A 13,909-nucleotide genomic window follows, 5' to 3' on the forward strand; every position below is an offset into this window, starting at 1 on the left:
GAGAGTCGCGGCAATCGGGATTGTTCTGGCAGGCGAAAAATTTCTGCCGCCGGCTGCAAGGCAGCTATCCGGGAGGGGTTATCTCTTGGCGGCGGCTAGCTTCACCCCATAGTCGCGCTCGATCATGTCTACGATTTTCACGAGCGCCCGGAAAATGCTCAACTCGTTGCTGCCAAACTGATACCAGCCGGTGACCAGCACTTCCGAGGCGAGGTCGGCAGGAACCATCTTGTACTTACGGGTATCTTCCCCGTCGAGGAACTTGACCGGGTATCGAAAGGCGCGCCCTTCGCCCTCCCATGTCCCGCCCGGCCCGTAATTCTGGATATTGCCGTTGTAGCATTCCCCGCCGATAATCCGCTCCATCTTGATCAGAAGATCGCTGACCGGACCGATCTTCGCGCGCATCTCCTGAACGTAGAGATACCCTTTCACCCCGTTGACGACATGGTCGCGCTGACTGCCATAATCGCCCTCGTGTTTCTGCGCCGCCTCGTCCTTCAGCATCAGGATCAGGGCATCCGGCACGCTCTCAAACTGACCCGCGCGCAATTCACCGAACGCGGCCACCTCATCCTCAACCATCGACAACCGTTCTTCCCAGCTATCCGCCAGCTCTGCGGCGCTATCCATGATCTCCTGCCTGACAGCGGCGGCAGCGCCGAAATCCAGCGCCTGCAATTTTCTGTAAGCCTCGATCTCGGAATCGACGGCTTCCTTGACCATATCCTTGTCATCATCCCAATATTCTTTGGCAGCCGCGCGAATAGCGGCCATGATCTCTTTGGGAATGTCTAATTTCTTCATGCTTGGCCCCTCATCTATGACGCTACCTCACCACGCTCGCGGCCTGCTGGCCATAGGTCATCGCGCGATGGATCGTCACCCGCATGGGGCGAAGCGCCCGGCGGTTCGGCGCGCTGCGTAGAGCCTGGCCTAAAGGAGCGCACCGAGGCGGCGAAAAAGGGATGATTGTTTGCACAACTCGCCCCTGTCTGCAGTGCCCGTGCAGGGGTGACCAACAGATGAATTGAGATACGGCTTGCGTGGTGCGCGCCTCAGGGGCACCAAGATGCGATCAAACGCTCCACATCCGCCGGTGAAAGTGGAAGGCGGTATTATGGTGAAGGCCTGCACCTCTGGCTATTTTGGAGGCTGTTGAGGGCTATAGCGTAGACGTAGTTCTCATTTTCATCGTCTGCGGCCGCCGGAACCTAGTATCCCTCGCCGCGGGCCGTGCGGGAAGGCCATGGAAAGGGAAGCCTAGGCCGTGTGGACTCTTGGGGATTCCCAAGGGTGAGCAAATCAGATTCAAGGCTGTCTTTTGGAGGCAGCCATGGGGCTTCTGGATCGCCTGATCCTTCGCGACGAGCAGTGGGAGCGGATGTCGGCTCATATCATCGGCGATGAGCGCACGCGCGGGTCGTCGGGCCGCGACAACCGCATGTTCGTGGAAGCGGTGTTGTGGATCGTGCGTACGGGTTCGCCCTGGCGCGATCTTCCCGATGCGTTCGGCGAATGGAACAGCGTCTTTCGCCGCTTCAGCCGCTGGAGCCATAAGGGCATCTGGTGGCGCCTCTTCGAGGCGTTGTCGGACGATCCCGACTTCGAGTATCTGATCGTGGATTCCACGATCATCCGCGCCCACCAACACGCCGCCGGCGCAAAAAAGGGGCTCAAGATCAGGCCCTTGGCCGTTCCCGCGGGGGCCTGAGCACCAAGATCCACATGGCCGTGCGCGGGCTGGGTTGTCCTGTTCGCTTCGCCCTCACGGCAGGCCAAAAAGGCGATGCGCCGCAAGCCGACACCCTGATCGCGGGCCAGCCCGCCGACTTCGTCATGGCCGATACCGCCTATGACAGTGATCGCCTGCGCAACGCCATTGCCGACAAAGGCGCCGTCGCCGTAATCCCCAACAACCCGTCCCGCGCCAAAAAGCACCCCTTGGACAAACACCTCTACGCACAACGGCATCTGATCGAATGCTGCTTCTCCAAGCTCAAGCAGTTCCGGCGCGTCGCTACACGCTTCGAGAAAACGGCCCGAAACTATCTCGCCGTTGTCACAATCGCCGCTACAATCTTATGGATCAGATAACTGTCCACACGTCCTAGCAGACGACGCCATATAACGAACCATGAGGGCACACGATATGAAGTTCTCGCATGTCAGTATGGTCGCGCGCGATGCTGATGGGCTTGCCGAGTTCTATAAGAGGATATTCGGTTGTGAAGACCGTAGACCGCGCAAGACCATGTCGGGCGAGAAAGCCTCACGGGGCAACGGTTTGCCGAACGCCGAAATTTACTCAGCTTGGCTAACACTACCAGGCGTAGATGGCCCCTTCCTGGAGATCCTTGAGTATAACAATACCCATGATCGCCCAACTCCGTTAGTCAATGAACCAGGTTACGGGCACATATCTTTCGAGGTGGAGAACATTCAAACCACGTTCGCTGCAGTGGTTCGGGCGGGAGGAAAGCCGCTGGGCGAGATCACTGATTTTGGAACCGCCGACACCCCAAGCCTTGTGGTCTATATGCGCGATCCTGAAGGTAACGTGGTGGAACTCGAGCAGCGCTCGGGCGAGATCTAGTCAAATAGATTGCGGTCGCCTGCCCCGGAGTATGGCAAACCGCCTGCTCGGACGGAATGCGGTCCCGTCATTGATGCCAATTTTCGGTAGGGTGCCAATTAAAGCCCTGGCGGCAGGAACTACGAATGATACTCTTTTATACACGGAACTCCCCCTATGCACGGACCGCCCGGATTGCGCTCCGCGAGTGGGGCCTTTTGGAGGCTGTAGAGGAGCGCGCCGCCGCCAACCGTGAACCCGATAATCCGGTACTGCAATTCAGCCCGGTTGGTCGGGTTCCAACCTTGGTTCATGCCGACCTCGTCATTACCGAAGCACGAAGCGTGTTCGCTTACATCAAAGCGTTCGCCGGAGCAGGATACGCCGAGCGCCCTACCCCGTTCGACTGGGCAACCGTTGCAGAGGAAGGGCAAATTGTCGGCTTTCTCGAAGGAATCGCGTCTTGGGTACGTGAAAACCGTCGCGCAATGGAGGGGCAGTCCGACTTCCTTCTGAACGTTGAACGGGATCGCATGCTCCGCTGCCTTAATTACCTCGACGCCCTCGCGACCAACCGGCCGTCAGTGAATTCAGGGGTGCAGCACTGGCGTCCGCCCTGGATCTGATGGACGAGCATCACTTCTGCCCCGGCTGGAAGTCGAAGAACAAGGCGCCGGCCGCTTGGTTTGGACACCAACTCGACAGCCACTCTATGCGAGAGACGGCACCTGGCGTGTGGAGGGCCGCGAAACCCAGCGAGTAAGCGCTCGGCATCCACCCGCAAGCTTCCGCTCACCAGCCTGACCTAAGGGAAAACTAAAGAACGACCCTGAACGGCCGTAAGCAATGAGCGTGACAAAAGGCTTGATTGAGCCCGATCCGGTCATTGCCGCCGCTCCTGCCTCGGCGGGTCGAGTTCCTCATGCAATCTATCGACGTCGCTCGACAATTCGTCGCGCTCGTTGCGCAGATCGAGAAGTTCCTCGAGCAACTCGTCGCGCGACCATCCGTCATACTCCTGCCGCAACTCATCGAGTTGCTCCGCACGATGAGCCTCGCGCGGCTTCAAGGGATTCCTTATCATCTCGTCGATCCGATCTGCGGTCGTATCCGCCGAAGCCGGCACAACGGCGATGTAGCCGACGACACACAGCGGTGCCACGATCAGGCCAGCAAACCAGCTTTTCATTAGGGGATTGTCCCGATCCGAGATTTTGACGGTCTATAGAAGAGTCCGCGCGATCTAGCAAAGGACTCCACGGAGTCGAGTTTTGCGAACACTGGCGGGATGGCATGGTTGATCGTCCATTCTACCAGTTTTTCATCGGACATGGACAGGTCGAACCATTCCTTCTCTTCGGGCTTCCACACGACGTTTCTTGGCAAGAGTCCTTTCAGCCGCGGCGCTTCTTCAGCGATGGTGCACCAAATCTTCGCGCCAGTGCCAGTGATTGCCGGATTGTTGCGCGCCAACTTTTCGAGGCGTCCCAGCAAAGACGCGAAGAGGAACCAGGCCCAGCGACGGGAACCAATTTCGTCGCCGTGAGCGGCGTCCAAACGCTCGGCGACGAGCGGTATGAACTGTTCAACGGCTACTTCCTCGCCCCGACTTTTGCCTGCCGACCACATCGCAGAGAGAAGCGGAACAAGATTCTCATAGGCTACCAAGACGTGTGCCCGAGTGGCTGGGTCCATTGTCTCGAACAGTTCGGCAACGACTCGAGCATATGTCGAATCATCGAATGCGAGCATTGCCACGAACTGATTTTCCGGTTTCTTCTTTTTGAACAGTCCGAACATTTCTTGCCCCTCAACGATTCAGCCAAGCAGACCTTACCACGGACGGTGTTTTTCTGAGTATGGCCGCGCTGGCGACTTCTTCCTCCCGTTCCGGAATTTCGGATACGATTGAACTATGGGGCGGCTAGGTTCCATTGTCGATTTTCCCTCCCAAAACCTGACAGTTCGCAGGCCAGGAAATTGAAGGAAGGTCAGGGCCATTGAGCTAGCCTGCCAGATCAAGATCAATGCTGATCGGGCAATGGTCGCTCAGACCGCGACCATTCTGGGCGGCATCAATATCGTCTCGAGTGTATCGGCGTTCCCAGTAGGAGCCTTCGGCAAAGCCGCCCGCGAGCGCGGTATCAAGGACGATCCAGTCGATTGGCTGGGTACCCCGGCCCTTCCTGGTGGGACATAGCCGCGTCACCGTTTGGGGATGTGGGACGACCCAAGGCTCATCAATCGGGTCATCTGGGCCGACGCCGTTCATGACCTCCCACAAAGTCCCTTCGAAATTCAACTGGCGAAAGCGACGGTTGAAATCGCCTGCAATGATGAACGGGATACCGCTGTCACGTTTGACGTTGATCCAGTCCGCGAGGAGCGGAGCCTGTTTCCAAAGAGTTTGGCAATCATCATCAGAAGACGTGTGGATGTCTTTGTTCGTCGGGCAGGACGATTTCAGATGGACGGACAGGAACCAAAACTGCTGACCATCCACTTCCAGCAATGCGCCGGTGCCTGCCCGTGCAGGACGGCCGTCGCTGTGTAGTGTAGTACCGAAAGCTCCGGAAACGGGTCGTGCTGCACAATGGTAACGCCACTGTCTTTGCGAATCGCGATCGCGGTGTAGACGTCTCCATCCCCTTCCGGGGCATCATCGTTCTGCCAGCGGGCGGACATAACGACATCATAAGTGTCCGCCGGAAAAAGCCGCTCAAGCGCTGCCCAAGTGCCGATTTCCTGCAGCGCGATAACGTCGGCCGGGGTTCCGTCGCGGCTGAACTGGTCACGATACTTTTCGAGCAAGGCGAAGTCCTGTGAGGTGCGCTTCGCGCTTGGAATACCGTCGAAGCTTCGCAGGTTGAAGCCTTCCTGATGGTGCAGGTCTTGAATGTTCCAGGAGCCGATCCTGAGCGTATCTGCAGCCGCGGAAGCGGACATGCTGATCGCCGCAGAGAGTGCAAGAAGCGTTATGAGGCGCATCGACTTACCCCCCAAGCGATGGTCGCGGTGTAGAAAAAGCCCGTTTCTCCCAGGTCTTGGCTAAGAATACCCAGATGGACGAATTCTCCGCAAGACGCAGGAAATAGTAGCTCTAGCACCTTCGAAAGGTCCGCTACTACCGCACCCTGCTCGTTCCGTTGAGCGAGACGAATGACTTTCTTCCACCCTCTGCGGTCGTACGACATGCATTGTCCGCACCTCTGCATCATAGTTCTTCGGGACCCGGCCACCCATATCGTCACGTGGTGCCGGGTGATCCGGCCGTCTTCGACGGTGAGGCGCAATGCGAACGGACCCTCGAAGGTTTTTCCTGTCGCGCGCACGGTCCCCGACACGCGCCCCATCAGGATGGCGTCGGTGCCGTCGACGAGGAAGGTGTCAACGGAGGCGCGCGCATCCTCGGGCACGGTGTGCTCCATCAATTCCGTGAACTGGCCAGCGCATTCGGCGGCGGTGGACCGCGGACGGATCCAGGCGGCGGCGGGGTTCTCAACAAGCAACCAATCGACCTCGTCGGCGAAGAGCGCGACGAGCCGCCCTGTGTCCCCGTCTAGTCGAGCGGCAAGGAATTCCTGCACGACAGCCCGGGTGGCCTCGGCGACAGAACTCACATTGGTGGCGGTGGACTTGTGGCTGCGATGTGTTTGATCTTGCCAGAGAAGGGGAAAGCGATCGATTACTTCAGGGGTAATGAGTGACCAGCGATGACAGGTCACCCCCCTTCTTCGGCGGAGGTCCCGGTGGAACGACGAAGGATTGACGTGTAACACGCACCGACTTGACGGCAACGCTGGTGACTGGTTTCCACCAGGGCCGGCCTTTCGCCGAACCATTATGCGCATCCACGTACCGACGTTTCCAGAGCGGGTATATTTTCGGCCTGACCGGGGCCGGAAGCTGACCGTCCGGTCGGCACATCACCACCCGGAGAGCTGCGGGCTTCTGGACGAACGCTAGTGGATTGATTCCAACGTTTGGAACCCTCGGTTTCGTGCAGCGATGATGTCATCGGGATCGGCCTTCCAGATGAATGGTTGCGGGTTCTCGGCATTGTATTCACGGACGAAGCGGTTGATGGCGGCCTGAAGATCGACAACGGAATGGAAGACGCCGTGCTTGAGCCTGCGTCGGGTAAGTTTGGCGAAGAAGCCCTCGACGGCATTGAGCCACGAGCACGAGGTCGGCGTGAAGTGGAAGGTCCAGCGCGGGTGACGGGCGAGCCAGGCGCGGACTTTGTCCTTCTTGTGTGCCGCGTAGTTGTCGAGGATGACGTGGATGGCCTTGTCCGCCGGCACTTCGCGCTCGATGCGGTTGAGGAAGCGGATGAACTCCTGATGGCGGTGGCGCTGCATGTTCTGTCCGATGACCGTACCGTCGAGCACGTTGAGGGCGGCAAACAGCGTTGTCGTGCCGTGCCGTTTGTAATCGTGCGTCATCGTGCCGGCGCGGCCCTTCTTCATCGGCAGGCCGGGCTGGGTGCGGTCGAGTGCCTGGATCTGCGACTTCTCATCGACCGACAGCACCACTGCATGAGCCGGCGGATCAACATACAAGCCGACGATATCTATGAGCTTGTCGGCGAAGGCCGGGTCGTTCGAGAGCTTGAACTGACGCCAGCGATGCGGGCTGAGGCCGTGGGCCTTCCAGATACCCTGCACCGTCGACGCCGCGACGCCGGCAACCTTGGCCATCGCGCGCAGCGTCCAGTGGGTCGCCTCATGCGGCGGCGGAGCCTGCGTCAGGCGGAGGATCTCGGCGACGCGCGCTGGCGGGACCGGCGCTTTGCCGGGCGGACGGGACCTGTCGCGAAGCAGGCCATCGACGCCTTCGTGCATGAACCGCTCCTGCCAGCGCCAGACACAGGTCTTGGACTTGCCGGTCTCGGCCATGATTGTCGAGGTGCCCAGACCGCCGCCGCTCAGAAGGACAATGCGAGCCCGCCAGACGTGTTTTTGCGGACTCCCAGGGGCCGCGACGATCGCTTGCAAGCGCCGACGGTCGCTGGCCGAAATGGTAAAGGAGATGCCATTGCGCATCCATCAGTCTCGCACGCCACACCACAAAACGGAATCCCAAAACGGACTCTTTTGATCCGATCAATCCACTAGATTCCACACGTGACGGGCCGCAGACTCGAAGCAGCGTTCGATTTGTGATTCGTTCTTCGACCCATCCTCGACGTAGGAGTCAGCGGATTAACCCCGCCACACTGGAGGTGCTTTTCCGATCACGATGATGGTATAGGTGGGCGGGGGGATCTTCTAGGCCAGATGCTATCCAGGATTAGGTTGTTACAGATCGGCGACGTGCATTTGCCGACCGCCGCGACCGCTAAGCGCAATATCGATCAGAAGGACAGCACCTTCTCGGTCGAGCTGCGCAACGTCATCTCTTCGATGCCAACCAAAGTGGTCTTCAAGCAGATACACAAGCTTCTCGAAGAAGGCGGGGTGGACGCACTGCTGTTTATGGGCGACTTCACCGATCGCGGCGGCCTCGACAACTATGATCGGACGGTGGCCTTCCTGGCGAACTCGCTCCAGATAGGCGGGGGGCGAAATCATGCCGACGTCCAAGTTGGCATTGTCCCCGGCAACCACGACATCAATCGCGATCTTGCCAAACAGCCAGGCGTCGTAACGAAGTTCGCTCCGCTGAACGAATATCTGCTCAAATATCGCATGCCGGTATTGCCGGTCGAGCGGACCATCTCGATGACCGTCGGGGGCAGCCACGGTCGTCTCGACATCAATCTCATGAACAGCTGCTGGGGTTGCGGCTCGTCTGAATACATTCCGAGCGAGTTTCGCGACAATATCAGAAAGGCAATTGAGGCGTCGATCTCGAAGGGTGGCACGGCGGCGCTACAAGCCTATTATAATCGCCAGTTCGATACACCCGCCTTCTCGAACGAAAGCATCGAGGATATCGTTCAGCGAACGGTGAGGGTTGATCGTAACGCGCTAATGCTGATCGCCGCCCACCACAATCTGTTACCCCAGCGGCTTACACGCCTTGCGCCTTATACCGAGCTAGTTAATTCGGGTGCGCTTCGGGCATCGTTGCTCCAGGCGCGACGGCCGATCGTCTACTTGCATGGCCATATCCATGAGGATCCGATTGAAATCGTGTCAGCACCTGCCGGTGAGCTAGTAATCTGCATTTCGGCGCCTGCTATCCACGATGGCTTTAACCTTCTTGAGTTCAACTTCACTCGCGGTGGTTTGCCGCTTTCGTGCCATGTCAACCCGTGGCGCTTCAATGGCGCTGGCATCCTTCATCGTAGCTCGGCAAGCTCGATCCCGCTGCTGGGAAGGCGCCGCCGCTCGCATGACGCGAGCCTCGCGAAACTTTACGCCCATCTTCTTGCCACTGGTGAAAGCTATTGGAGCGATCTGGTCAGCTTCGCCAAGAGTTTCTTTCCAACCGAGGTCGACGACAACCTGCGCGAGGCGCTCGAGCTTCTTGTCGCTGACGATTCCGTTGTCGTCGAAAATTACGAGCTGAATCCAACGAACTGGATTGTCCGAGCGAAAATATGACGAATTCTGATCTTAACCCCTTTCGCCCGACAAGATGGGAGCATCATCGTGTGGGGCGCCCGCTCATCTGGTTCACGACAACGCACGACGATCTGACCGGCGACAAGTCGGTATATGTTTATGGCGGCCGCGGTGTCGGCAAGACCTCGTTGCTCCGCGGGATCTGCTGGGAAGATCTGTGTCACAATGAGTCGCTGCGAATTCAGCGCAAGCTGTCCGACTTCCAGCATATTGGGGTCTACATCCGGTTCCCGGATCATATTTCCGCGTCGATGTCCCATAGAGCATGGGAGGCGATGTTCCCGCAGTCGCCCGACCCCATCCTGCTTTTTCACCGTTTCTTCTCGCTGGCCATCGAACTCACCTGTATCGAGCGCACGCTTGATGCCTGCCACGCTCTCCGAATGGCGGGCGCGGTCACATATCAGCCGAGCCAGGAACTGCGCATAGTCGAGGATCTGGTCCGCGAGTATCCAGAACACGCGACCTTTGCCGGGGAAGCTCCGCGGACCTTTGCCGAACTGGCCAGAACGGCACGGACAATCGTGCGGCGCATGAATGCCGCATGCGGTGAAGGTGCGGTAGCGGGTTTCCTGAGCCAGCTCCCGTCGCGCGAGCCATACCAACTGCTGTCTTTCCTGGTCGAACGGCTGGGAGAGACAGTCCAGATGGTGACACAGTTCGAGCCGCGCCAAGTTAGCTTCAAATTTTGTCTCGACGATTGCGAGGCGCTGAGCCCCGTTCAGCGTAAGAGCCTCAATACGCTGGTACGCTTGAGCCGGGCGCCGGTGTCCTGGGTGATAAGTTCGGTTGGCGCGGTGCTCGACGATAGCGATACGTTTATCGAAGCGCAGCCGCTCACAGATGCGGATCGCAAGGTCCTGCTTCTGGACAATCGCGACACGGCTGACTTCCGCTCGCTTTGCCAGTCGGTAGTGAGCCTGCGCCTGCTATTTTCGCTTCCCGACGATCTGCGCCAAGTGCACACGCCCGATGATGTTTCGGGCTTCTTCGATCTGAACCAGCGCCTGGGCACGCGTGACGTGAACGATATGATGTGGCAGCTCGTGCGCCGGTCGCATCGTCCCCTTGCGGGACAAGTGCGATTGGCGGCCGAGCGGCTGTATCACGCGATCCGCAAGACCGACCCCAAGTCGGCGCGAAAATTCGACGTCAAGGCCGGTCGGCTGCCATACTACGAAGCATACTTGCTGCTTCACTGGCGCGGGCGGGAGGACGCCTTTACGCCGACGTTCAACGAAAGCGACATCGGGCGCCTCGATGGCTACGGCACGATCTATGCCGATCAAGCGTTTAATGCATGGCTGCGGCGCAAGCAGCAGAATGCGCTGCTCCACCTCGCAGCTAGCTTACGCAGTCGCCGGATTCCGCTTGGGGGGTCGAACGTGATCGTCGCGCTCGCTGACAGCTCGATCCGCGACTTCCTCGAGATCATGGGGGAAATCTACGAGCAGTATGTCACCAATCATAAGTTCAATCGCTCTGATCCGGTGAGTCTAGTTCGATTTGCGACCTCGCGCACGCCCATTTCCTGGCAGATCCAGAATGACGGTATCTATGCGGCAAGCGAAAGTTACTATTTAGGAATGGCTGCACGCCCTGACATCGATTCCGACGTCGTCGCGCGATTGGTAAGCGGGCTCGGCAGCTTTACCGCATTTCTACAGAGCAACCCCGGCGACCCGCGTGTTTTTGGCGCCGCGGAACGGGGCATATTCCTCATCGACTATCCGTCGGCAACCTCGCCACAGGTCAATGAAGAAGGCATGTATGTCAGCGCCGCGATTCGCCAAGCGGTCCTTGCCGGCTATCTGCGGATGGTCGAGACGCCAAGGGCGCTTCGCGCGGTGCAAGCGGACCAGGTCTCGAAGCCCATCGCTTTTCGGCTACATCGGCGTTTTGCCCCCCACTTCCGCTTCTCGTATCGCGGCGCCTATGAGGCGGTTCGCGTCTCGCCAAGAGATTTGTATAGCCTCTGCCTCCGATCCGAGGACATGAGTCCGTTCAGTTGGGCCAAGACGATGGCAGGGATCAGTGGGCGGTTCGGCGATCAGATCTCCCTCCCCTTTGCGGAGGCAGCCGATGACGATAACTGAGGCCGCGATCGGGGGTTTAACGCTCCGACAGCAGGAACTGACAGATGGATGGAAGGCGCCACGCAAATATGATCTTCGGATCGCGGCGCTTAGCTGGGAGAGCCGGGCGACAGCGACATCGACGCGGTTGGCTGGAGACTTGCCCGCCTTCGATCTAATCAAGTTCAAGTCGGCTTCGACCGAAATCGAAACAATGAAAGCTGAATCTCGCGCAACATTCGAGATGCTAGCGCCTATTCGGTCAGTTCTGGATCTCGATCAATCGACAATGATTCAGGAGAACTTCGTAGCTCTCGAAGCCTGGTTTCGCGAGAGATATATGGATTTGGGCAGGCCGCTCAAGATCTTGATCGACATAAGCTGCATTCCGAAAAGCTATCTGCTGTTTCTTGTCGGGCTCGGCTTCACGCGAGATTATTTCGCCTGCCTGGACTGTGTTTACGCGGCTGGCCAGTATGATCTTATAAGGGATCATGTCGTGAACGGTGCTCCTGCCATCGTTGGACCGCGTGCGCTAGTGTCGCTTGGCGACTGGCGCTCGACGCTCATTCCTTATCTGACGGCCGCCGAATACCTCCCGGGCAGTTCCGACCTGATCGTCGCAATGGGCGGGGAGTTCGGGCTATCGCTGCCGTTCATTGAGAGGGTCGAGCCGGGCCGGCTCGATCTCATATTCATCGAGGAGACGGCGCCAAGCGACGATCGGCCGATGTTGGAGAGCGAGCGCTTGGCGCTCAAGGGCCTAACTTCTGCGCCAAACGCAACGCGCGGCGACTATAGCCTTTTGGATGTGATCAGCGTGGCGAATCGCGCAGTAAACTTTTCACGCGCTGGCCCGAGCGCGGGCACGACCGCCATGGCGCTTGGCTCGAAGCCGCACGCACTGGCACTCGCGGTCGCATCGCTGTCCGAAGCAAAGATGAACGTCATCACGCGCGTGCCGGGCTCCTACACTGCGATCGACGTTAAGCCGACCGGCCGCATGCTGTTCGCTCAGATCGAGGATCGATTCGATCCGTGCAATTATATCGATCTCCCATAAAAGCGGCTAACTCTCACTACGCTCTGTCCGACCTTTGACACTCTGACTGTGGGTCGCGTGTGATCCATGTCGTTTCAAGGCTGAGAAAGGGGAACAGCGGGCCGCACGCACCAACATGTCTTTGTTCCCTTCGGGGATCGTGTCATGGCTTAGGGCCATCTGAAAGGGTACGAGGTTCGTTGTCCCAATTCGACGCCCCAGCACGCTAAACCGCTGTGCAGCCAAGGCGGCACAGTGAAGATGCACGACAGTCCTACCTAATCGGATGGCCGCTTTTGGGATCCCCGCGATTGCCGCTCAATGGCAGGGATAGGCGGATTGTGTTGAAAAACGCGCTTGAAACAGGTGTTTGGCGCTGATTCAGTTTTCCTGGTGATTTGGGAGATTGATGCCGATGATGGGACCACGCCAGGAAGCGCAAGCGGCACTGTTTTGCGCGTTCTCGCTTGAGGAGCACGTGCCCGCCGATCATCTGCTGCGGGTGATCGATCGCTTTGTCGATCTGTCCGGCATTCGTGCCCACCTTCGCCCATTCTACAGCTCCACGGGGCGGCCTTCGATCGACCCGGAACTGATGATCCGCATGCTGATTGTCGGCTACTGCATGGGCATCCGTTCGGAGCGGCGTTTGTGCGAAGAGGTGCATCTGAACCTGGCCTATCGCTGGTTCTGCCGCCTTGATTTGACGGATGCGGTTCCAGACCATTCGAGCTTCTCGAAGAACCGGCACGGCCGGTTCCGCGAGAGCGATCTGTTCCGACAGCTGTTCGAGAGCGTCGTCGAGCGCTGCATCGCCGAAGGTCTGGTCGGGGGTGAACGCTTTGCCGTCGATGCCAGTCTGATCCGCGCCGACGCCAACAAACAACCCGGACCGGCATCTGCAAGGACGGCTTCATCCGCTACTACGCCAGCAAGAAGGACTGCTCGCGTTGCGCCTTGAAGGCCCAATGCACGCCCAACCAGCCGGCGCGGAAGATCGCCCGCCACATCCACGAAGGCGCCCGTAATCTCGCCCGTGAGATCACGAGCAGCGATGCCTATGTCGCCTCAAGCCGAGCAAGAAAGAAGGTCGAGATGATCTTCGCGCATCTCAAGCGCATCTTGAAGCTCGATCGGCTCCGATTACAGGGACCCAACGGCGCCCGCGACGAATTCCACTTGGCAGCTACCGCTCAAAACCTCCGCAAGCTGGCCAAACTGGTCCCAACTCCGGCCTAAAGGGACACGGCAAGAAATATCGAGCCGATGCCACGCCGATTGACAAGGCAGCCGACTTTTTCAACAAAATCGGCGCGAAGCAGCCATTCTATAACGAGGACGGGAGGTGTTAGGGGCTCGGCGCGTGTGAAGCCAGCGCGACCCTCCGCTGGCGTGCGGCCGATGCTTCGCGATGGGCGGAAAGCTGGCCTAAGTTTTCATCATATCTGGATATGTAGTGAGTTATGATGAAAGTGGTTCAGGGGGCGTGATTTGATCCTGGCACGGTTGCTCGACATAAAGACCTGTATCAGCAAAACGAACTCGGTTGTGGCACCGTATCGGCGGAAGACCTTCCGCTTACTTGGAACGGTTAGGCGATTCCCTAATTTTGCTATGTGAATCAATGGCATGTTGGTTAGACGAC

The 13,909-nt window shown here is 58.6% G+C and carries 13 protein-coding genes and 1 pseudogene; 7 read left to right on the top strand and 7 right to left on the bottom strand.

Features of this window, described 5'->3' with window-relative positions:
- Window positions 1–78: 78 nt before the first annotated feature.
- Window positions 79–807 (bottom strand): hypothetical protein, encoded by a 729-nt coding sequence (locus N1058_RS12645; protein WP_265517925.1) that lies wholly within the window; start codon window positions 805–807, stop codon window positions 79–81.
- A gap of 529 nt (window positions 808–1,336) precedes the next feature.
- Between N1058_RS12645 and N1058_RS12650 the strand changes: the two genes are divergently transcribed.
- The 3 genes from N1058_RS12650 to N1058_RS12660 all read left to right on the top strand — a co-directional run bounded on the left by N1058_RS12650 (window position 1,337) and on the right by N1058_RS12660 (window position 3,201).
- A protein-coding gene (locus N1058_RS12650) for an IS5 family transposase (protein ID WP_265517926.1) occupies window positions 1,337–2,097 on the top strand; the annotation gives its coding sequence in 2 pieces (ribosomal slippage) (window positions 1,337–1,664 and window positions 1,664–2,097; 762 coding nt in all).
- A gap of 55 nt (window positions 2,098–2,152) precedes the next feature.
- Window positions 2,153–2,596 (top strand): VOC family protein, encoded by a 444-nt coding sequence (locus N1058_RS12655; protein WP_265517927.1) that lies wholly within the window; start codon window positions 2,153–2,155, stop codon window positions 2,594–2,596.
- Window positions 2,597–2,721: 125 nt separating this feature from the next.
- Entirely contained in the window at window positions 2,722–3,201 is a 480-nt protein-coding gene (locus N1058_RS12660; protein ID WP_265517928.1) for a glutathione S-transferase family protein, read from the top strand.
- Between the two features lie 257 nt (window positions 3,202–3,458).
- Here the strand turns inward: N1058_RS12660 and N1058_RS12665 are convergent, their stop codons facing one another.
- From N1058_RS12665 to N1058_RS12690, 6 genes are all read right to left on the bottom strand, one after another.
- Window positions 3,459–3,764 carry a hypothetical protein gene (locus tag N1058_RS12665; RefSeq protein ID WP_265517929.1) on the bottom strand — a complete coding sequence of 102 codons (306 nt, stop codon included), beginning with the start codon at window positions 3,762–3,764 and terminating at the stop codon, window positions 3,459–3,461.
- The gene (locus N1058_RS12670) at window positions 3,764–4,375 is read right to left on the bottom strand and encodes a hypothetical protein (protein WP_265517930.1); all 612 of its coding nucleotides are present in this window, start codon (window positions 4,373–4,375) and stop codon (window positions 3,764–3,766) included. Before N1058_RS12670 ends, N1058_RS12665 begins: the two co-directional genes overlap by 1 nt.
- A gap of 205 nt (window positions 4,376–4,580) precedes the next feature.
- The gene (locus N1058_RS12675; RefSeq protein WP_265517931.1) at window positions 4,581–5,087 is read right to left on the bottom strand and encodes an exonuclease/endonuclease/phosphatase family protein; all 507 of its coding nucleotides are present in this window, start codon (window positions 5,085–5,087) and stop codon (window positions 4,581–4,583) included.
- Entirely contained in the window at window positions 5,039–5,563 is a 525-nt protein-coding gene (locus N1058_RS12680) for an exonuclease/endonuclease/phosphatase family protein (protein WP_265517932.1), read from the bottom strand. The genes N1058_RS12675 and N1058_RS12680 overlap by 49 nt, the downstream gene beginning before the upstream one ends.
- On the bottom strand, window positions 5,551–6,300 hold the full coding sequence (locus N1058_RS12685; RefSeq protein WP_265517933.1) for a nuclear transport factor 2 family protein: 750 nt from the start codon (window positions 6,298–6,300) through the stop codon (window positions 5,551–5,553). The genes N1058_RS12680 and N1058_RS12685 overlap by 13 nt, the downstream gene beginning before the upstream one ends.
- Before the next feature lie 237 nt (window positions 6,301–6,537).
- Window positions 6,538–7,620 carry an IS630 family transposase gene (locus N1058_RS12690; protein ID WP_265517934.1) on the bottom strand — a complete coding sequence of 361 codons (1,083 nt, stop codon included), beginning with the start codon at window positions 7,618–7,620 and terminating at the stop codon, window positions 6,538–6,540.
- A 252-nt stretch (window positions 7,621–7,872) separates the two neighbouring features.
- Here N1058_RS12690 and N1058_RS12695 point away from each other — a divergent pair, with 252 nt between their 5' ends.
- From N1058_RS12695 to N1058_RS12710, 4 genes and pseudogenes are all read left to right on the top strand, one after another.
- The gene (locus N1058_RS12695) at window positions 7,873–9,126 is read left to right on the top strand and encodes a metallophosphoesterase family protein (protein ID WP_265517935.1); all 1,254 of its coding nucleotides are present in this window, start codon (window positions 7,873–7,875) and stop codon (window positions 9,124–9,126) included.
- Complete coding sequence (locus N1058_RS12700; protein ID WP_420847981.1) at window positions 9,123–11,243, top strand: ORC-CDC6 family AAA ATPase; 2,121 nt, start codon at window positions 9,123–9,125, stop codon at window positions 11,241–11,243. The genes N1058_RS12695 and N1058_RS12700 overlap by 4 nt, the downstream gene beginning before the upstream one ends.
- A 139-nt stretch (window positions 11,244–11,382) precedes the next feature.
- Window positions 11,383–12,285 (top strand): hypothetical protein, encoded by a 903-nt coding sequence (locus N1058_RS12705; protein WP_265517937.1) that lies wholly within the window; start codon window positions 11,383–11,385, stop codon window positions 12,283–12,285.
- 394 nt (window positions 12,286–12,679) lie between these two features.
- Window positions 12,680–13,503 (top strand): annotated as a pseudogene (locus N1058_RS12710) (transposase).
- Window positions 13,504–13,909: the final 406 nt, after the last annotated feature.

The sequence above is a fragment of the Nitratireductor luteus genome (genome assembly GCF_026162365.1).
In the GTDB taxonomy this organism is placed as follows: domain Bacteria; phylum Pseudomonadota; class Alphaproteobacteria; order Rhizobiales; family Rhizobiaceae; genus Chelativorans; species Chelativorans luteus.

Excerpts from the sequence above, each read along its gene's own strand:
- N1058_RS12645 (WP_265517925.1), bottom strand. The coding sequence starts at position 807 with ATGAAGAAATTAGACATTCCCAAAGAGATCATGGCCGCTATTCGCGCG.
- N1058_RS12655 (WP_265517927.1), top strand. The coding sequence starts at position 2,153 with ATGAAGTTCTCGCATGTCAGTATGGTCGCGCGCGATGCTGATGGGCTT.
- N1058_RS12660 (WP_265517928.1), top strand. The coding sequence starts at position 2,722 with ATGATACTCTTTTATACACGGAACTCCCCCTATGCACGGACCGCCCGG.
- N1058_RS12665 (WP_265517929.1), bottom strand. The coding sequence starts at position 3,764 with ATGAAAAGCTGGTTTGCTGGCCTGATCGTGGCACCGCTGTGTGTCGTC.
- N1058_RS12670 (WP_265517930.1), bottom strand. The coding sequence starts at position 4,375 with ATGTTCGGACTGTTCAAAAAGAAGAAACCGGAAAATCAGTTCGTGGCA.
- N1058_RS12680 (WP_265517932.1), bottom strand. The coding sequence starts at position 5,563 with ATGCGCCTCATAACGCTTCTTGCACTCTCTGCGGCGATCAGCATGTCC.
- N1058_RS12690 (WP_265517934.1), bottom strand. The coding sequence starts at position 7,620 with ATGCGCAATGGCATCTCCTTTACCATTTCGGCCAGCGACCGTCGGCGC.
- N1058_RS12700 (WP_420847981.1), top strand. The coding sequence starts at position 9,123 with ATGACGAATTCTGATCTTAACCCCTTTCGCCCGACAAGATGGGAGCAT.